Genomic DNA, 17,088 nt, shown 5'->3' with positions numbered 1-17,088 from the left:
GGTCACGACGCTCAGTCGCAGTCGGCGCGGCCGGAGTGTGCGCCCCCGCAGTGGGCGCAGCCGCCCCGGCGGCGCAGGTGGTAGGCGAGGGTGGCGGCACCGAGGGCGGCCCCCCAGAGCGGCCAGAGCGCCATCGGGATCACGGTCAGGCTGCCGCCACCCAACTCGGTGAAGAGTTCGGGCTGGCCGTAGAGGGTCAGGCCGGCGGCGGTGATCGAGATCGCGACCAGGGTGGCGGGGACCACGGCGAGCTTGATCGGCACCCGCCGGCCGGCCAGCCCGACCATCCAGCGCGGGAACCGCTCACCCCAGCGCTGCACCAGCCCGAGCGTGAGGACCGCGCCGAGCAGCCCGAACCCGGCCAGCCCGGCACCGGCCCAGACCAGGCCGGTGCGCCGCATCTCGCGCAGGAACTCGTCGGTGATCCCGAGCGGGATACCGGCGGCCCAGGCGAGCCGGGTGATCGCGTACAGCACCGGGATCACCGCCGCCACCCCGACCGCCCAGCGCCCCCAACGGGCCGCCGAGTCCGCCGAGGTCCAGGTGTCGCCGCCGGCCCGGCGCCCGCACCGGCCACAGGCTCCGACGGTACGGAACTGCCAGGCGAGTACCGCCCGGGCCAGCAGCACCCCGGCGACGACCGCGCACACCTTGTAGCCGAGCGCGAGAGTGAACAGTTCGGAGTAGTCGACCGGCGGCCAGCCGAACGGCAGCCCGCCGAGCAGCATCGGCGCGTACCCGAGATAGGTGAGCACCTGCACGTCCGGGACGACCAGCAGCAGTCCGGCCACCACCAGCCAGCCGTAGCCGAGCAGGGCGAGCCGGGGTGCGCCGCGCAGGCGTACCGCGTGCGGGCCGGCCATGGCGAGCGCGGTGACCGCCGCACCGAGAAGCAGTACCGCGAAGGTCGGCGCCCCGACCCAGGCCGGTACCCGCCAGAGCAGGCTCGCGGAGCCGTCCGGGTCGGCGGTGCCGAACGGGTAACCCCGGCCGGTGATCGTCCAGACCAGCGCCAGCGAACCGAACAGCGCGGTCGTGCCGGCCGCTAGATAGCCACTCCGACCCTGGTCGGTGCTGGTACGGGGAGCCGGTCGTTCGACCGGCAGGGTGTGGGACATCGCGCTTGCCCTCCTCGACTCCTCGACCCGGCGTACGGCGCCGGCCCGCTTCCCACACCATCCAGGCGCGCGGCGCCGCGAACCTCACGTGCCGGGGTGAACCGAGTCCCCTCCAGGAGGGAAACGGGTTGTAAGGAGGAGACTCACCGGCCCGCAGGAATGCTGGCGAGCCGGCAGGTCGCGTGCGGCCGACTCGTCGACGTCGGGCTATGGCTCGGGCGACAGACGGCGGGGCTACAGGGCGTCGAAAACGTCGTCGAGAACGAGCCGTGCCCGGCCAGGAACGGCGACCACCCCTCGCCGGGCCAGCCGTTCCCCGAGCCGACGAAAAGCATTCTCGATCGCGGCCCGGTCCAGCAGCGGATCGGCGGCGCTCACGCGACGTTCAGTTCCTGGGCAGCAACGTAGACACCGCGACGCCGGAACGCCGCCGGTGCGTGCACCATCGCGTCGACGCGGGCGGCTCGGGTATTGAAGGGAAACCAGAACCGCCGCAGTGATCGCGTCTCAACCCAGGACGGCGCACCTTGCCCGTCTCGGGCTGCCAGATGCTCCGCCAGAGCCGCGAGAAACACGTCCCAGTGCTCGTCCCCAGTGGGAGAGGGTTCCGTGGCCAACAGACGAATGCGCGTCCCGACCGGTTCCCAGCGGTACTCCTCCAAGAACTCCGCCACCAACCGCCACCGTCGCGTTTCGTCGGCCCCGCCAAGTAGAACGCCCAAGCGCTCCACCGTCAGGGGCTCGTAGGCCGCGCGATCTGTCACATCTCTCACGCTAGTACAAGGGGCGGACGGATCCGTGGTCAGCCACGGAACGGTTTCAGCACACTGACCTGGACACCACGAGCGGAGGCATACGGGTCCGAATCCGCAGCCGAGGGATTATGAGTCCCCTGCTCCAGGCTGGTAGGGCAAGTCAGATTGCTGTCAGTCGGCTTGGCCTAGGTCCGGCGCCGGTTTTGTGGCCTCGAAGAGGGCGACGCAGCCGCGTACGGTGATCTCGATGTCGGTGAACCGCTGGTCGAGTTGCCAACGCAGCCCGGCCAGGTCGTCGTCGGCGTTGTGGAAGATGCCCCGGGCGTTGTAGACCTTCATCAGCCGCCTCGCGGGGGCCCTGACCGGTACGCCGGACGACAGGATGGTGCTGCCGAAGACCCTGCCGCCGGGGCGAAGCGCCGCCGCCGCGTTGTCGAGGACGGCGCCCTTCTCCGCCCAGGTGCCGGGCAGGCAGTGCAGCAGAAAGTTCGCCCCGACCGAGTCGTAGTGACCGGCCCGGAGCCGGCCGTCGTCGAACGGCAACGGCTGGAGCACGTCGGCGCGTACGGTCGCCGGGGAGTGCCGGGCCACCCGCGCCGCGCTGACCCGCAGTACGGTCGGGTTCAGGTCGACCAGGGTGAGTTCCGGCGGCACGCTCGGAAAGTCGCACCGGTCCAGGAAGTACGCCGTACCGGCGCCGAACTCCACGTGTCGGGCGCCGACGTTGCGCTGGTAGTTGGCGAGCATGTGCCGTTTGGGGCACCGCCAGACGAACTGGCAGGAGAAGCCGAGCACGAACACGTCGTAGCCGGCGAGCACCACCCGGTTGTAGACGGCCTGGCCGGCGATGACCTCCTCGGACGGTGCCACGGCGGCAGATCCTCCCGCATATTCCCTGGTTGCTGGCTCGTGTGCACCAGCTAACCGGCTCCCGGACGGCCTCGCCACCCTGAGCGGGTGGTTGTTCACCCACCGTCGAACGAAGGTGGGGTACCTTCGATCCCGAGATGATCGATCTGTCGTCCGCCGTCCTCGTGCTCACCGGGGCGATGGCCGCCGGGAAGTCCACCGTGGCCCAACGCCTCGCCGAGCGGCTGCCCCGCGCAGCTCACGTCCGTGGCGACCTGTTCCGGCGCATGATCGTCTCGGGGTGCCAGGAGTTCACCCCCGAGGAGGCCGACGAGGCGGCGGCGCAACTGCGGCTCCGGTACCAACTCTCGGCCGCGACCGCCGACGGCTACGCCCGAGCCGGCTTCACGGCGGTGGTCCAGGACGTCATCCTCGGCCCGGCGTGGGCCAACTACCTCGACCTGGTCACGGCCCGGCCGCGCTTCGCCGTCGTGCTCGTGCCGCGCCCCGAGGTGATCCACCGGCGCGAACAGGGTCGGGCCAAGCAGGGCTACGGCGACTGGACGGTGGAGTCGCTCGACTCGGCGGTACGCGACGACACGCCCCGGCTCGGCCTCTGGCTGGACAACTCCGACCAGACCCCGGACGAGACCGTCGACGAGATCCTGGCGAACCTGTCCGAAGCGCGGCTACCCGACTGACCCTCAGACCGACTGACGCTCGGCCCGACCGGTCTGGCCGGGGAACAGGGCGGCCACCTGGGCGATCACCCGGGTGTCCGGGCCGGCCAGCGCCACCCTGCTCGCGAGACTGTCGAGCTGCCCCGCTTGTGCACCCATCCGCGACCAGTCGCTCCACACCACCGCGTGCCCCGTTTGTGCACCCAGCTCTAAAGGCTCGTCGGCGGGCAGGTTCTCCCCGCCTTGGTCTGCGCCGTCAGCGGAAGCCACCCGCCCGCTCGGCGGTGGCGGCGGGTCGACCGGCCCGATCACCGCTCGCACCCGAGCGAAAGTTCCAGTCGCGCAGGTGGCCCCGGTTCGTCGGTCGGACCCGTCCGCGCACCGACGGCCTCGGCGAGGGCGGCAGCGGCGACGCCGGCACCGGCGGCGGGAGCGTGCCGAGACAACCCCACCGGTGCCCGCACCGGCAGTACCGCCAGAGCCGTCGCCAGTCCCGGCGGTGAATTCTCGGCGTACGTCGAAACCAGCCCACCTGCTGCCACCTCCACTGGATTGGAAGCGGGGGCCGCATCGGCCGGGGAAAGAAAACCGGGCGGCCCCCGCGCGGTCCCGCCCGTCCTTTCCGATGCCATGGCTCCGAGCGGTTCCGCTAGTGACACTCTGCTGTGGATGGCACTACGCTGAGGAGCTTCTCGATCGGTACGACCCGTGCGTATCCCCGTTTATCCCGCCTGGTACGCCCTTCGTCATGGAGGAGTCATATGGAACGGTCACCGATGCTCGAACACTTCGCCGAGGAACTGCGACTCGCCCGAGCCGCCACCGGCATGTCCCAGGCCGCTCTCGCCGAGGCAATCAACTACTCCCAGCCGATGATCGCCAAAGTGGAGGGCTGTGAACGCCGGCCCAGCCTCGACTTCGCCCGCCGCTGCGACACCGTGTTCAACACCGACGGCAGGTTCGTACGCATCCAGAAGCGGATCAGCCGCGAAATCGTCGTCCAGTACTTCCGGGAATGGGCCGGCGTGGAACAGGAAGCGAAGGCACTGCGCTCGTTCGAGCCGGCCTACGTTCCGGGATTGTTGCAGACCGAGGCGTATGCGCGGGCGGTCCTCTCCGGGCCGGGGCTGCTCTCCGCCGAGGAGGTCGAGGAGCAGGTGACCGCCCGGCTCGACCGGCAGGAGATTCTGACCCGGGCGAAGCCGCCGCTGCTCACGTTCGTCCTCGACGAATACGTGCTCCGCCGGCAGATCGGCGACCGGGCGGTGATGCGTGAACAGTTGCTGCACCTGGTGAAGGTCGGCGGCGGCGTGCCGCAGGTCAAGATTCATGTCGTGCCGGCCTCGGCCGGCTCCTACGCCGGGCTGGACGGCTCGTTCGTGCTCGCCACGCCGCCGGCCGGCGAGCCGGTCGTCTACTTCGACGGGCACCGGCACGGCCAGATGGACGACCGGTCGGACTACGTGAACTATATGATCGATGTCTGGGAGACCGTCCGAAGCGTGGCGCTGCCGCACCAGCAGTCGCTCGACCTGATCGCGGAGGTGGCGGAGACATGGAGCTGACCAGGGCATCGTGGCGCAAGAGCAGCCGGAGCAACAGCACCGGCGGTAACTGTGTCGAGGTTGCCGACAACCTGCCGGGCGTTGTCGCCGTACGGGACAGCAAGGATCAGGGCGGACCGGTGCTGGCCTTCGAGCCGAACGCCTGGCGGGCGTTTGTCAGCGAGCTGTCGCGGGGGTAGTGCCGGTGCCACGCGTTTGCCGATCAGGGCGGTCATCGAACCCTGTCGGTAGGCTGACCGCGTGAGTCAGCCACCTGCCGAACCGCCACCGTCCGAGCCGCCGCGACCAGGGCCGATGCCGGCCGGGCCACCGCCTTCCGGGCCACCGTCAGCCGCGCCACCGCCGGCCGGACCGTACTCGGCTGGAGGGCAGTCGGCCGGACAGCAGCCGTACGGGCCACAACCCCACGGGCCGCAGCCGTACGGCCCGCAGCCGGCTGGACCCGTTCAGCCCGCTCCGCCGTACCAGCCGGGAACGCAACCGGCCCGGAACCGGCGCCCGCTCGTGATCGGCCTGGTCGCGGCGGCCGTGGCGGTCGTGCTCTGCCTCGGCGTCGGCTTCGCCGGCGTGCTGTTCTTCTACCTGCGATCCGACAGCGAGGGCGGCCCGTCCGCGACCACTGACGCGCAACCGGGCCTGTCCCCGGGGGCCCTGTCGGCGCAGTGTGCCGGCAGCATCACCCCGGCGCACGCCCAGACCAGGGCAGTCGGGCTGCCCGACTTCGACGGTGCGTCCGGCACCGGCACCGCCACGATGCGGATGACCACCAACCTCGGTCAGATCGAGATCACCATGGACCGGGCCCGCACCCCGTGCACGGTGGCGAGCTTCCAGCACCTCGCCCAACGGAAGTTCTTCGACGGAAGCACCTGCCACCGGCTGGTCACCGAGGGGATCTTCGTCCTCCAGTGCGGCGACCCGACCGGCACCGGAATGGGTGGCCCGGACTACAAGTTCGCCGACGAGAACCTGACCGGCGCGCGGTACGGCCGGGGCGTGGTGGCGATGGCGAACACCGGGGAGCCGGGCACCAACGGCAGCCAGTTCTTCATCATCTTCCAGGACAGTTCGAGCGGGCTCCAGCCGCTCTACACCCCGTTCGGCACGGTCACCAGCGGCATCGAGGTCGTGGACCGGGTGGCGGCCGGCGGCCACGACAACTCCATCTCGGCCGGCGGCGGGGTGCCGAAGGTCGGGATCACGATCCAGAACCTCACGGTCGGCTGACGCACATCGGCTCGCCCTCCGGTGGACGGAGGGCGAGCCGATGTCTGACGGACGTACCGCCCCAATCAATCTCGGGAAGACGGGGTGACGCGTCCATCCCCCGTCAGTCCGATCGACGTCACCAAGGGTCCTGACCACGCTCGTGGGCGTTGGTCGGTCCGCTCGACATGCTCGGTCGCCTCATCGTCACCGCTCGACCCTCCTACGATCCGGTCGGGTTCCCCGTCGCACGTCGTCGTGCCCCCGACCGGTCCTGCGCCGAGTGTGCCGTACCGACCTAGCGCATAGCCTGTAAGAACCTTGAATCCCCTGTTCAGCGGCGGTATGACGGTAGGGCACTGTGGCGGTGCGGCGGCGGTTCAGCGGCGGTTCAGTGGTACCCAGTTCCATCCGTCGGCCGAGCCGTAGCTGACGTCGCCGTCGCCCCGGGCGTAGAGCCAGCCGTCCCTGGCCCGCAGCACCGGGCTGAACATCGCCGGCAGCCCGTGCAACTCGACCGGCTGGTAACTCGTACCGGTCCGCCGGGCCGCCCGGAACCGGTAGTCGCCGCTGCCCGGGCCGGGGGAACCGGCGCTCGCCTCGTACATCACGTGGCTGCCGTCCGGGGTGACGAACGATCCCGGATCGGACCACCCGGACGGGATCTCGCCCGCGCCGGGCCGCCGCTGCCAGCCCTCGGTCGCGCTGTGCCGGTACACCGTGCGGCTCCGCGCGTCGGTGATCACCGCGTAGTCGACCCCGCCGGGACCTACCGAGAGCTGCACCAGTGGACAGTCGTCGGCCCCGCACTCCGACATCTCGGCGAAGTTGTGGCTGGACCAGCTACGCCCACGGTCGGTACTCGTCGCGATCACCGGACGGCGGGTGTTCCGGTCGTACCCCGACACCCAGAGCCGGTCGGCCGACTCCTCGACCACCTGACGGTCGATCAGCGTCTGCGGGGGCTGTTTGGCCAGCGGTGAGACCCGGTTCGTGGCCGGGTCGAAGGCGTGCAACCGGCACGGCTCGCCCCCGGGAATCACCGGCGGCCTCTCCGGGGCGGGACGGCAGACGGCGAAGCTGCCGGCCGCCAGCGCCGCCACCGCCGGACCGGTACCCGTCGGCTGCCAACTCCGTCCGCCGTCCCGGCTGGCCGCCAATCGCCACTCCCCGCCGCCCGGCGGCTGCGTCGGCCGGTCGACGAGCAGCAACTCGGGGCCGAGCACCAGCGCGGTGGCGTACCAGCCCGGGGTGCCGCGCTCGGTCCAGGTCCGACCGCCGTCGTCGGAGCCGACCAGTTGCCAGTCGGTCTTGCAGGGCCCGCCCGGACAGGTCGACAGCGCCAGGTAGAGGTGCCGGGAGTCGGCCGCCCGCATCCACTGGATCCGCCCCGGATACGGAAGCACCCCCGGACGGTCGGTCGGCGCCGCAGTCGCCGCCACCCTCTCGTCGACCGGCGCCGGGCCGGGGGCGGTGCCGGGTACCGCCGCCAGCGCGGCGGTCGCGACCGCGCAGGCGGTCACCGCGAACGCGGTACCGGACATCGCGGTACGTCGGCGGCGCAGTCGACGCCGGCCCGCCGCGTACACCTCGTCGGCGAGCAACCGGGTCGGTGGCGGTGCCGATGTCGCGTCTTCGAAGAGTTCCCGCAGCTCAGTCATATCGTCGTCTCCTGGCTCATACCCTTGCCTCCGGTCACCGAGACGAGCGGCGGTACGGCGTCGCCGAGCACCCGGCGCAGCGTGGCCAGTCCCCGGGCGGTCTGGCTCTTCACCGTGCCCTCCGAGCAACCGAGTACGGCAGCCGTCTCGGCGACGTCCAGTTCGTGGTAGTACCGGCAGATCAGCGTCACCCGCTGTCGGGGCGGTACCTCCCGGAGTGCCCGGGCAAAGACCACCCGTCGGGTGACGCTCTCCGCGTCGTCGTCCACCCCGGCCAGTTCCGGCGGATCGGCGACCATCCGCTCGCGGCGTCGCCACACCCGTCGGGTCTCGGCCAGGTACGACCGGACCAGGCAGGTACGCACGAACGCGTCCAGCGCCTGCGGGTCGCGTACCCGGTGCCACGCCGACGCGAGCCGGATGAACGCGGCCTGGGCCAGATCGTCGGCCCAGTGCCAGTCCCCGCACATCAGGTACGCGGACCGCCGCACCATGTCCCGCCGCGCCGCGAAGTACTCGCTGAACTCGCGCCGATCCTCGTCGTCGCTTCGCATCCCGCTCCTCTCACCGGATAGGTGCGCGGCGACGACGGAACAGGTTGCCCGGATGTCCGAGGAATTCTCAGCCGTTCGGGGACGGCACCACGAACCCCGCCTCGTAGGCGGCGATCACGGCCTGGGTGCGGTCCCGTGCCCCGAGCTTGGCCAGTACGTTGCCGACGTGCGTCTTCACGGTCTCGACGCCGAGCACCAGTTCGGCGGCGATCTCCGAGTTGGAGAGGCCGGCGGCCATCAGCCGCAGCACCTCCCCCTCCCGGTCGGTCAGCCGGGCCCGACTCAGCCCGTCCCCGGTCGGCCCGGGCGCGTACGCCGCCACGAGTCGACGTATCGCCGCCGGGAAGAGCAGCGACTCGCCCCGGGCCACCACCCGGATCGCGTCCAGCACCTCGGCCGGTCGGGCCCGTTTGAGCAGGAAGCCGTGCGCGCCGGCGCGGAGCGCCTGGTAGACGTACTCGTCGTTCTCGAACGTGGTGACCACCAGGATCCGGGGCGGGTCGGCCGACGTGGCGAGCAGGTGCCGGGTCGCCTGGATGCCGTCGATGGCGGGCATCCGGACGTCCATCAGCACCACGTCGGGCCGCAGCTTGGCGACCAACGGCGGCACCTCGGCCCCGTCGGCGGCCTCGCCGACGACGGTCAGGTCCGGCTGCGCGTCGATGATCGCCCGCAGCCCGACCCGGATCAGTTCCTCGTCGTCGACGACCAGCACGCCGATGGTCATGATGTCCGCTCCGTTCCCCGTCGCTGTTCCACCACCGCGCCCGGCCCGGCCACCGCCCGAGGCGCCCCGTCCACCACCGCGCCCGGCCCGGCGACCACCGCCCGAGACGTCCCCTCCACCGTCGTGGTCGGCAGCCACACCGCGAGCCGCCAGTTGCCGTCCTCGGGGCCGGCGGTGACCCGGCCGCCGAGCAGGACGGCCCGCTCCCGGATGCCGGCCAGGCCGCGTCCCTGCCGCTGCCCCGGCGAACGCCCCGGACCGGGTCGGCCCCGGGCCGCACCGGACGGTTCGCCGGTCGCGTTGACCAACTCGATCTCCAGGGCGTCGGCGCCGGCCGCGACGCGCAGCGTCACCGGGCGTCGGCCCGCGTACCGGGCCGCGTTGGTCAGTCCCTCCTGGACGATCCGGTAGCCCTCCCGGGCCACCACCGCCGGCACCGCGCCGAGGTCGCCGGCCAGCTCGACGGTGACCGCCAGGCCCGTCGCCCGGGTGTCGGCCACCAGCCGGTCCAGTTCGTCGAGGGTACGCTGCGGCGCCCGCCCGCCGTCCCCCGACAGCGTCCCGCCGACAGATCCGTCACCGGTGCCGGACCGTTCGGCGTCACCCTCGCGGAGCAGCCCGAGTACGTGGTCCAGGTCGGCCATGGCCGCCCGGCCGGTCTCCTCGATCGCCCGCAGCGCCCGCCGGACGAACTCCCGGTCGGTGTCCAGCAGTTCCCCTGCGGCTGCCGCCTGGAGGGTGGCGACGGTCAGCGCGTGTCCGACCGAGTCGTGCAGTTCCCGGGCCAGCCGGTTGCGTTCGGCGAGCCGGCCGGCCTGCCGTTCCAGCGCGGCGATCCGTTCGGTCTGCGACGGGCCGAGCAGTACCGGCGCCATCAGCCCGGCCAGCGCGCCCAGCCCGGCGACGGCGTAGCCGAGCAGCATCAGCATGCCGATCCCGACCAGGCTGAGCCAGCCCTGGTGGGACTCGTCGAGCGGGCCCAGCCGCAGGCCGGCGAGCGCCTCGGTGCCGACGCCGACCTGTGCGAGGAGGAAGACCAGGGCCATCGGCAGGGCCGCGATCAGCGCGAACCCGACCAGGCCGCCGGAGATCAGGTGGATGGCGATCCAGAGCGCGGAACGGAGCCGGGTCTCCCGGTCGACGGCGGCGCCGACGGCCGGCTCGGGCAGTTCGACCCCGAGCAGGGCACGGGCGGCGGCGATCTCCAGGGCCCGGGCGCCGCGCAGGAAGAGCGGCAGGGCGGCGATCACCGCCGTCACCGCCAGCAGCACCAGGACGGCCGACCGGGGTAGCTCGGAATCCCGCAGCATCTCGGCGAAGACCGTCACCAGCAGCAGGTACGGCAGCAGCAGCACTCCGCCGAGCAGCAGGAACACCCCTCGTCGGTAGGTCGTCCCGCTGGTCAGCGGTGCCAGTACGGCCCGCAGCGTCACCCCGCCATTCTGCCTCGCCGCCGCCCTGCCGCCGGTCCCGGTGGATCGGGGACTCCGCTCAGCGGTGCTCCTCGACGTAGGCCTTCGGGTCCTTGTCCTGGAAGGTCAGGTTCCGCCCGCCGGGGTGCTCGCCGTAGAAGGTGAGCCAACGGGCGCCGAGTTCGGCCCGCAGTTCGGTGGAGGCGTGCCGCCGGAAGTCGGCCAGCGCACCGTCCTCCTCCTCGGCCAGGTGCTCGCTGTTCTCCCGCCGGGCCTGCCAGATCGCCGCCCACCAGCCGTCGGTGCCGGGTACGTGCCGTTTCGACTCGGCGATCGCGTCCCGGATCTTGTTGTGGTCGCCGATCGCGTCGTCGGTCTCCTCGCTCGCGTCGTCGCCCCCGTGCCGCACCAGGTACGGGTAGAGGATCGCCTCCTCCGCCTCAGCGTGGATGTCGAGGTGCAGCGCCAGCGGTTCCCAGACCGCCCGAAGTTCCGCCTCGTCCCGGGCGTCGTCGAGCCGGGCGAATCCCCGACGGAACGCGGCATGGTCGTCCAGGATCAGCGCGGTGATGTCGTCCATGGTGGTCTGACCTCCTCGATCAGTTCGCACTTGATCAATTCGCAGTTCGTCCGATAGGCACGGAATCTCCGATTTCACGGGCTACTAGCGAAAGTATCGCGATAAAGGACAGAATTCCCCGCATGGCTGTTGGAGAGTTCCAGACGCAGGTCATCCGGCGTGCCCGGGGGATCAGCGCCGCCCTCAGCACACCGCCGTACGTGAAACCCGGACACTTCTACTCGCCGGCCACCTCGCCTGCAGACCGGAGTACGGCGGTCGGCTGGCGCGACCTGGCACCGGTCGGCGTGGACCTGCGCGAGCCGGAGCAGCTCCGGCTGGCCGCCGAACTCGGTCCGTTCATGCGGGAACTGCCCAGCGACCGCTGGCACGACCACAACGGCATGTACGGCCGCGCCGACGCCGCCGTACTGCACGCGATGCTCCGGCACCACCGGCCGGCCCGGCTGATCGAGGTCGGCTCCGGATACTCCACCGCGGTCGCCCTCGACGTCGCCGACCGCTACCTGCCGGAGCTTCGGATCACCTGCGTCGAGCCGCACCCGGAGCGGCTGCGGTCCCGGCTGCGCCCCGGTGACCGGGTCGAGCTGTGCCAGCGCCGGGTCCAGGACGTCGACCTGTCCACCTTCGCCAGGCTCGACTCCGGCGACATCCTGCTGATCGACTCGACGCACGTCGCCAAGGCCGGCTCGGACGTCGTCTGGCTACTCCTGCACGTACTGCCCACACTGCGCCCGGGTGTGATCGTGCACATCCACGACATCCACTGGCCCTTCGAATATCCGGAGCGGTGGCTCCGGGAGGGCCGGGACTGGACCGAGGTCTACCTGCTCCGGGCCTTCCTCACCGACAACGCGGCGTGGCAGGTGCTGCTCTTCACCTCGTGGCTGTGGTCCCGCCACCCGGACGCGGTGCCGGACGAACTCCGGGGCCTGCCGACCGGCGCGTTCTGGATGCGCCGCGTCGAGCGCCCCGACCACACCGACTGACCCGCGTACGCCCCGACCGGGTCCGGTCCGGCGGACGCGCGGCTCAACGGAAACGGTGGGCCTCGGTCTCCGCCCCGGTCGGCAGGATCGGCCGGGGTCCGCGCGGCGGGTTGGTCCGCTCCTGCCACTCGCGCGGATAGCCGAGCGACACCTCCTCGAAGCGGACCCCGTCGAACCAGTTCACCCTGGGGATGTGCAGGTGCCCGTAGACCACGGCGGCGGCGTGGTAGCGCCGGTGCCAGTCGGCGGTGTGCACGGTGCCGCACCACTGCGCGAAGACCGGATAGCGGAGAATGTCGGTCACCTCCCGGACCAGCGGAAAGTGGTTGACCAGCACCGTACGGGTGCCCGGGGCGAGTTCGGCCAGCCGGCGCTCGGTCAGCTCCAGCCGGGCGGCGCACCAGTCCTCACGGCTCGGGTACGGATCCGGGTGCAGGAAGTACTCGTCGGTGCAGACCACGCCGCTCTCGTGGGCCATGGCGAGCGCGGCCTCCTTGGTGCTGGCACCCTCCGGCCGGAACGTGTAGTCGTAGAGCAGGAAGAGCGGCACCACCGTGACCGGGCCGCCCGCCCCGGTCCAGACCGGATAGGGATCCTCCGGGGTGAGTACGCCGATCCGCCGGCACACCTCCACCAGCAACTCGTACCGGGCGACGCCGCGCAGTTGGACGGTGTCCTGGCGGGGCGTCCACAGCTCGTGGTTGCCCGGCACCCAGACCACCGTGCGGAAGCGCTCCTTCAGCAGCCGCAGCGCCCAGTAGACGTCCTCGACCCGCTCACCGACGTCACCGGCGACCAGCAGCCAGTCGTCATCCGAGCCCGGCCGGTAGCTCTCGACCAGCTTCCGGTTCTCGGCGTATCCGACGTGCAGGTCGCTGACGGCCAGCAGATCGCCGCCGGGACGGGAGGTGGCCACCGGCCGATCCTACCGGCCCGGACCGCCGGACCGGCCGGCCCGACCCCGCACCCGACGGCCCGGCCCGCCACGGCTCCGGGTGCGACGGGTCAGGGCTCGACCCAGCCGTGCGACCGGGCCAGACCGACGAGCTGCTGCCGGATCACCCCGATCTGGGCGCCGGTAAGCGACGGCACCTTCTCGATCAGTAGCTCGGTGACCTCGCCACTGAACTCGGCACCGGAGAGCACGTCGCACAGCCCGTCGTCCTCGCCGGCCGCCCGGACCGGTCGCGGCTTGACGGCCGGCCGGTCGACAATCGTGACGGTGGCCGCCTTCAGTCCCCGCTCGCCCTGCTCGACCTCGTACTCCAGCCGCATCCCCGGCTGGATCAGATGCTTGTCGTCGCCGAAGTCGTTGGCGTGCACGAAGACGTCCTCACCTCCGCTGTCGGGGGCGATGAACCCGTAACCGCGTACCTCGTCGAACCTGAGCAACTTTCCCGACACCACACCAACCACCACCGCTCGTCCCCTCGAACGACCAACCACCAGCGCGCCGGGCCGCCCCGGTGCACCCGCCCCGGCGACACCTGCCGGACCGGTCGGAGCCGCCCCGGCAACACTAGCGAGCGACACCGTACTCGGGCAGCCCCGCGAATCGGGGCGGCCCGCGATCCTGGCGGGCGGCGATCCGGGCGGGCGGCGGGGCAGGGGTCGACGGGCGGTTCCGGCTACGACGAGATCGCCCTGGCCCACGGTACGAGCAGCCGCTCGACCGCCTCCACCAGGTAGAAGAGCACGGCCCCCATTACCGCCAGCAGGGTCAGCGCGGCGAACGCCAGCGGCGTGTCGGCGGAGGTACCGGCATTGACGATGACCGCGCCGAGCCCACGGTCGGGGTTGACCACCTCGCCGATGATCGCGCCGATGATCGCCAGCGAGATCGCCACCTTCAGACCGACGAAGATCTGCGGCAGCGCCCAGGAGAGCCGTACCTTGAGGAAGGTCTGCCACCACGACGCGGAGAGTGAGTGCACCAGCTCGCGCAGGTCGGTCGGGGTCGAGGTCAGCCCGGCCATCGCGGAGACCACGATCGGGAAGAAGCAGACCAGGATCACCATGACGATCTTGGGTTCCGAGCCGAACCCCATCCAGACCAGCAGCAGCGGCGCGAGCGCCACCTTGGGTACGGCGTTGACCGCCGCCATCAGCGGCATGGTCATCCGCTCGACCGTCCGGGACGCCGCCAGCAGCAGGGCGACGAGCAGCCCGGCGATGCCGGCGATGCCGAACCCGACGACCGTCTCCAGCAGGGTCACCCAGGTCTCGGCGAGCAGGTAGCCAGGTAGCCGGAGGAACGCGTCGACCACGTCCGGCGGTGCCGGCAGGAAGAACGACGAGATGCCGAAGACCTCGGTGGTCAGCCACCACAGGCCGATCGCCAGCACCGCGCCCAGCGCGGGCAGCCCGGCGTTCGCCCACGCCCGGGCCGGGCGGGTGTTCGTCGCGGTACTGGTCATCACGTCCTCCGGACGGTGGATCTCGGCGGCGGCGGAGAAGGACGAAGGACGGCGGCTGGGACGGTGGTCGAAACCGACCGCCGCCCCAGCCCGTTCAGTTCCGGCTCTCGGTGCTGTCCGGCTCCGAGGACGGTCCGGCCGTCAGGTCTTCGGTACGAAGCTGAAGTCGACGACCTTGTCCGGGGTCAGTCCGGCGGGGATCAGGCCGGCGCCCTGCATCACCGCGATGGTCCGCATCACCCGCTGCTCGTCCATGAAGCCGATCGGCGCACCCCCGACCGGTGCCACGTACGGGGTCATCGCCTTGATCTCGCCGACCCCCGACGGTACGGCGTAGCTCGGCTCCGCCTTGTTGAGGATCTGCGCGGCCTCCTCGGGGTGTTCGATCGAGTACTGCAACCCCTTCAGCAGCGCACCGGTGAACCGGCGGACCAGCTCGGGGTTCTTCTCGATCAGGCCGGGAGTGGTGATCACCGCGTTGCCGAACAGGTCCCGGAGGTAGTCGCTGTACGGCAGCACCACCACCTCCTTCTTCGAGGCGTTCGCCAGCGCCGTACGGCTGAGCAGGAAGGTGCCGAGCGCGTCCACCTTGCGGGACGCCATCAGCCCGTTCAGCGCGGTGGCCTGCACGCCCTGGATCGTCACCTTCTTGGCGTCGACCCCGGCCAGCCGCGCGTACGCCGGGAAGAGCAGTTCGGTGACCGACCCCTTGCCGGTGGCCATCGTCTTGCCTTCCAGGTCCTTCGGGGTGGCGATGTTGGTGTCCTTGGTGGTCATCACCGCGACCAGCGTCTGCTGGTGTACGGCGGCGACGGCCCGCCAGTCGGTGAACTCGCCCTTGCCCGACTGGATCACCGCACCGGTGAAGTCGAGGGCGGCGAACTGCACCTTGTTGGACTTCAGCGCCGTCAGGTTGGGCGCGTTGCCGGCGCCCTTCTGGATGTCGACCTCGATGCCGGCCTCGGCGAAGTAGCCCTTCTCCTTGGCCACCCACACGAACGCGTCGCGGCCGACCGCCCCGAAGGCGGTGATGTAGGCGACCTTGTCGGGGTCCTTCTTGGACGCCTCGGCTCCCGACCCGGAGTCGCCGCTGCACCCGCTCGTCACCGCCAGCGCCGCCGCCAGTAACGCCGCCGACAGCAGGCGTGAACGTCTGATCATCAAATGCCTCCCGCATGTGGTATCGGACCCGAGGACGGGCATCGACGCCTCCCGCGCAAACAGCACGCCGCGACCCCTCGGCGCACGTCCGGCCCGCCGGCCCTCGTTCGGTCGAGAATCGTAAATGAGCCCTGTCCGATATGTCATCGACAAGATCCGGTCAAGATTCTGGCAACCAACCGCCAACCGCTTTCCGCACCAGGGATATCAGCAGGTCACAGCGATTGACATTCGACATCCATAGCAGACAACCTGTCGGCAACATTGTTGATAATCATGGAGGCAATGTTGCGGGGAGCGATGCTGAGCTGGGCGTTGGCGGGGTTCCGGCACTCGGCCGACCCGACCGACCCGGGTCGTGCTGTCCGGGCGGACTACTCCGTTGGCGGGCAAACGCCAGCTAAGGTCCCACGCGTGTATATCCCCGTCGACACGGTGGACCCCGCGGACCCGACGCTCCAGTCTCACCGCCCCGATCGATTCCGTCGCGGCTCCCGCCGAAATCGCCCAAATGTTGACCGACGCCTGACCTCGGACAGATTTCCGCCCTTCCCGACCGGGCACGGGTGCCGTCGGTGACCAGATCATGACTGACTCCACGCCGCCGCCGCCCGTACCCGCCGACCGCCCAGCGGCGCCGTCCACTTCGGACCCACCCGCCACCGGGCGGCGCGCGCCGGCCCGCTCCGCCGACGAGGCGTACGACCAACTCCGGCAGGAGATCTACCGGGGCGAGCTGATGCCCAACGAGCGGCTGATCGAGATCGAGCTGGCGAACCGGCTGGGGGTAACCCGGGCGGTCGTGCGTACCGTGCTGGTCCGGCTCGGTCAGGACGGCCTGGTGGTACTCACCCCGAACCGGGGGGCGCACGTAAGGCTGGTCAGCGAGGAGGAGGCGGTCGAGATCCTCCAGGTGCGGGCCGTGCTGGAGGCGCTAACCGCGCGGCAGGCGGCACTGCACGCCACCGCCCGGGAAATCGCCATGATCCGCCGGGCGCTCGACCGGATGGCCCGCAAGCTGGACTCCGACGACCTGCTCGGCTACTCGGAGGGCAACGCCAAGCTGCACGCGGCGATCATCGCGGCGGCCCGGCACGAGACCGCGGCCAGGCTGATCACCGGGCTGCGGGCCCAGCTCGTCCGGTTCCAGTACCGCACCATCCTCGTACCCGACCGGCCGGCGAAGTCCTTCGCGGAGCACACCGCGATCGTCGAGGCGATCGCCGCTCGGGACCCGGACGCCGCCGAGGTGGCGATGCGACGGCACCTCGGGCACGTCGAGTCCACCCTGGCCAATACCGCGACGGCGATCCGTCGTCGGGGCGGCCGGCCCGATCCCACCCGTCCGGGCTGACCCGTCGTACGGTCTGCCCGCTGTCTCCGCCCCACGGCCAAGGAGCGTCGTCATGTCAGA

The 17,088-nt window shown here is 71.1% G+C and carries 20 protein-coding genes; 6 read left to right on the top strand and 14 right to left on the bottom strand.

The annotated features are described in order from the left end of the window. Window positions 1–11 precede the first annotated feature (11 nt). The 4 genes from Pen02_RS05265 to Pen02_RS05250 form a co-directional block, all read right to left on the bottom strand. Window positions 12–1,118, bottom strand: a complete 1,107-nt coding sequence (locus Pen02_RS05265) for a hypothetical protein (protein ID WP_203864785.1) — start codon at window positions 1,116–1,118, stop codon at window positions 12–14. A 234-nt stretch (window positions 1,119–1,352) separates the two neighbouring features. Further along, window positions 1,353–1,496 carry a hypothetical protein gene (locus Pen02_RS05260; protein WP_203864784.1) on the bottom strand — a complete coding sequence of 48 codons (144 nt, stop codon included), beginning with the start codon at window positions 1,494–1,496 and terminating at the stop codon, window positions 1,353–1,355. Further along, a complete protein-coding gene (locus tag Pen02_RS05255; RefSeq protein ID WP_203864783.1) occupies window positions 1,493–1,792 on the bottom strand; it encodes a hypothetical protein in 300 nt (99 codons plus the stop codon). Before Pen02_RS05255 ends, Pen02_RS05260 begins: the two co-directional genes overlap by 4 nt. A gap of 252 nt (window positions 1,793–2,044) precedes the next feature. After that, window positions 2,045–2,743: a class I SAM-dependent methyltransferase gene (locus Pen02_RS05250; protein ID WP_203864782.1), complete on the bottom strand. Its 699-nt coding sequence runs from the start codon at window positions 2,741–2,743 to the stop codon at window positions 2,045–2,047. A gap of 137 nt (window positions 2,744–2,880) precedes the next feature. Here Pen02_RS05250 and Pen02_RS05245 point away from each other — a divergent pair, with 137 nt between their 5' ends. Next, a complete protein-coding gene (locus tag Pen02_RS05245) occupies window positions 2,881–3,423 on the top strand; it encodes an AAA family ATPase (RefSeq protein WP_203864781.1) in 543 nt (180 codons plus the stop codon). A 3-nt stretch (window positions 3,424–3,426) separates the two neighbouring features. Here the strand turns inward: Pen02_RS05245 and Pen02_RS42450 are convergent, their stop codons facing one another. After that, a complete protein-coding gene (locus Pen02_RS42450) occupies window positions 3,427–3,561 on the bottom strand; it encodes a hypothetical protein (protein ID WP_275413553.1) in 135 nt (44 codons plus the stop codon). Window positions 3,562–4,163: 602 nt separating this feature from the next. Here Pen02_RS42450 and Pen02_RS05240 point away from each other — a divergent pair. The 3 genes from Pen02_RS05240 (at window position 4,164) to Pen02_RS05230 (ending at window position 6,194) form a co-directional block, all read left to right on the top strand. After that, on the top strand, window positions 4,164–4,967 hold the full coding sequence (locus Pen02_RS05240) for a helix-turn-helix domain-containing protein (RefSeq protein WP_239140104.1): 804 nt from the start codon (window positions 4,164–4,166) through the stop codon (window positions 4,965–4,967). Beyond that, window positions 4,958–5,146 (top strand): DUF397 domain-containing protein, encoded by a 189-nt coding sequence (locus Pen02_RS05235; RefSeq protein ID WP_203864780.1) that lies wholly within the window; start codon window positions 4,958–4,960, stop codon window positions 5,144–5,146. The genes Pen02_RS05240 and Pen02_RS05235 overlap by 10 nt, the downstream gene beginning before the upstream one ends. A gap of 325 nt (window positions 5,147–5,471) precedes the next feature. Beyond that, window positions 5,472–6,194, top strand: coding sequence for a peptidylprolyl isomerase (locus Pen02_RS05230; protein ID WP_203864779.1), 723 nt, complete (start codon window positions 5,472–5,474; stop codon window positions 6,192–6,194). Between the two features lie 359 nt (window positions 6,195–6,553). Here Pen02_RS05230 and Pen02_RS05225 read toward each other — a convergent pair whose 3' ends face one another. The 5 genes from Pen02_RS05225 to Pen02_RS05205 form a co-directional block, all read right to left on the bottom strand. After that, a complete protein-coding gene (locus Pen02_RS05225) occupies window positions 6,554–7,834 on the bottom strand; it encodes a beta propeller repeat protein (RefSeq protein WP_203864778.1) in 1,281 nt (426 codons plus the stop codon). Further along, window positions 7,831–8,388, bottom strand: a complete 558-nt coding sequence (locus Pen02_RS05220) for a SigE family RNA polymerase sigma factor (protein WP_203864777.1) — start codon at window positions 8,386–8,388, stop codon at window positions 7,831–7,833. Before Pen02_RS05220 ends, Pen02_RS05225 begins: the two co-directional genes overlap by 4 nt. Window positions 8,389–8,455: 67 nt before the next feature. Next, the gene (locus Pen02_RS05215; protein ID WP_203864776.1) at window positions 8,456–9,115 is read right to left on the bottom strand and encodes a response regulator; all 660 of its coding nucleotides are present in this window, start codon (window positions 9,113–9,115) and stop codon (window positions 8,456–8,458) included. Continuing rightward, window positions 9,112–10,548: a sensor histidine kinase gene (locus Pen02_RS05210; RefSeq protein WP_239140102.1), complete on the bottom strand. Its 1,437-nt coding sequence runs from the start codon at window positions 10,546–10,548 to the stop codon at window positions 9,112–9,114. Before Pen02_RS05210 ends, Pen02_RS05215 begins: the two co-directional genes overlap by 4 nt. 58 nt (window positions 10,549–10,606) lie before the next feature. Next, window positions 10,607–11,107, bottom strand: a complete 501-nt coding sequence (locus tag Pen02_RS05205) for a hemerythrin domain-containing protein (RefSeq protein WP_203864775.1) — start codon at window positions 11,105–11,107, stop codon at window positions 10,607–10,609. 122 nt (window positions 11,108–11,229) lie between these two features. Between Pen02_RS05205 and Pen02_RS05200 the strand changes: the two genes are divergently transcribed. Further along, window positions 11,230–12,096, top strand: coding sequence for a class I SAM-dependent methyltransferase (locus Pen02_RS05200; protein WP_203864774.1), 867 nt, complete (start codon window positions 11,230–11,232; stop codon window positions 12,094–12,096). Between the two features lie 43 nt (window positions 12,097–12,139). Here Pen02_RS05200 and Pen02_RS05195 read toward each other — a convergent pair whose 3' ends face one another. The 4 genes from Pen02_RS05195 to Pen02_RS05180 all read right to left on the bottom strand — a co-directional run bounded on the left by Pen02_RS05195 (window position 12,140) and on the right by Pen02_RS05180 (window position 15,674). Next, on the bottom strand, window positions 12,140–13,012 hold the full coding sequence (locus Pen02_RS05195) for a metallophosphoesterase family protein (protein WP_203864773.1): 873 nt from the start codon (window positions 13,010–13,012) through the stop codon (window positions 12,140–12,142). A gap of 89 nt (window positions 13,013–13,101) precedes the next feature. Then, entirely contained in the window at window positions 13,102–13,503 is a 402-nt protein-coding gene (locus Pen02_RS05190; protein WP_203864866.1) for a cold-shock protein, read from the bottom strand. A 221-nt stretch (window positions 13,504–13,724) separates the two neighbouring features. Then, complete coding sequence (locus Pen02_RS05185; RefSeq protein ID WP_203864772.1) at window positions 13,725–14,513, bottom strand: ABC transporter permease; 789 nt, start codon at window positions 14,511–14,513, stop codon at window positions 13,725–13,727. A gap of 141 nt (window positions 14,514–14,654) precedes the next feature. Beyond that, window positions 14,655–15,674, bottom strand: a complete 1,020-nt coding sequence (locus Pen02_RS05180) for an ABC transporter substrate-binding protein (protein WP_203864771.1) — start codon at window positions 15,672–15,674, stop codon at window positions 14,655–14,657. A gap of 586 nt (window positions 15,675–16,260) precedes the next feature. Here Pen02_RS05180 and Pen02_RS05175 point away from each other — a divergent pair. Then, window positions 16,261–17,028 (top strand): GntR family transcriptional regulator, encoded by a 768-nt coding sequence (locus tag Pen02_RS05175; RefSeq protein ID WP_203864770.1) that lies wholly within the window; start codon window positions 16,261–16,263, stop codon window positions 17,026–17,028. Window positions 17,029–17,088 lie beyond the last annotated feature (60 nt).

The organism is Plantactinospora endophytica, from assembly GCF_016862915.1.
Taxonomy (GTDB): Bacteria; Actinomycetota; Actinomycetes; order Mycobacteriales; family Micromonosporaceae; genus Plantactinospora; species Plantactinospora endophytica.
The sequence above is the reverse complement of the archived record's forward strand: the minus strand, read 5'-3'. Positions and strand labels throughout refer to the sequence as shown.

What these genes read in the sequence shown, in the direction of transcription:
- Pen02_RS05265 (WP_203864785.1), bottom strand. Translation starts at nt 1,118, where the DNA reads ATGTCCCACACCCTGCCGGTCGAACGACCGGCTCCCCGTACCAGCACC.
- Pen02_RS05245 (WP_203864781.1), top strand. Translation starts at nt 2,881, where the DNA reads ATGATCGATCTGTCGTCCGCCGTCCTCGTGCTCACCGGGGCGATGGCC.
- Pen02_RS42450 (WP_275413553.1), bottom strand. Translation starts at nt 3,561, where the DNA reads ATGGGTGCACAAGCGGGGCAGCTCGACAGTCTCGCGAGCAGGGTGGCG.
- Pen02_RS05240 (WP_239140104.1), top strand. Translation starts at nt 4,164, where the DNA reads ATGGAACGGTCACCGATGCTCGAACACTTCGCCGAGGAACTGCGACTC.
- Pen02_RS05235 (WP_203864780.1), top strand. Translation starts at nt 4,958, where the DNA reads ATGGAGCTGACCAGGGCATCGTGGCGCAAGAGCAGCCGGAGCAACAGC.
- Pen02_RS05225 (WP_203864778.1), bottom strand. Translation starts at nt 7,834, where the DNA reads ATGACTGAGCTGCGGGAACTCTTCGAAGACGCGACATCGGCACCGCCA.
- Pen02_RS05220 (WP_203864777.1), bottom strand. Translation starts at nt 8,388, where the DNA reads ATGCGAAGCGACGACGAGGATCGGCGCGAGTTCAGCGAGTACTTCGCG.
- Pen02_RS05215 (WP_203864776.1), bottom strand. Translation starts at nt 9,115, where the DNA reads ATGACCATCGGCGTGCTGGTCGTCGACGACGAGGAACTGATCCGGGTC.
- Pen02_RS05205 (WP_203864775.1), bottom strand. Translation starts at nt 11,107, where the DNA reads ATGGACGACATCACCGCGCTGATCCTGGACGACCATGCCGCGTTCCGT.
- Pen02_RS05200 (WP_203864774.1), top strand. Translation starts at nt 11,230, where the DNA reads ATGGCTGTTGGAGAGTTCCAGACGCAGGTCATCCGGCGTGCCCGGGGG.
- Pen02_RS05185 (WP_203864772.1), bottom strand. Translation starts at nt 14,513, where the DNA reads ATGACCAGTACCGCGACGAACACCCGCCCGGCCCGGGCGTGGGCGAAC.
- Pen02_RS05180 (WP_203864771.1), bottom strand. Translation starts at nt 15,674, where the DNA reads ATGATCAGACGTTCACGCCTGCTGTCGGCGGCGTTACTGGCGGCGGCG.
- Pen02_RS05175 (WP_203864770.1), top strand. Translation starts at nt 16,261, where the DNA reads ATGACTGACTCCACGCCGCCGCCGCCCGTACCCGCCGACCGCCCAGCG.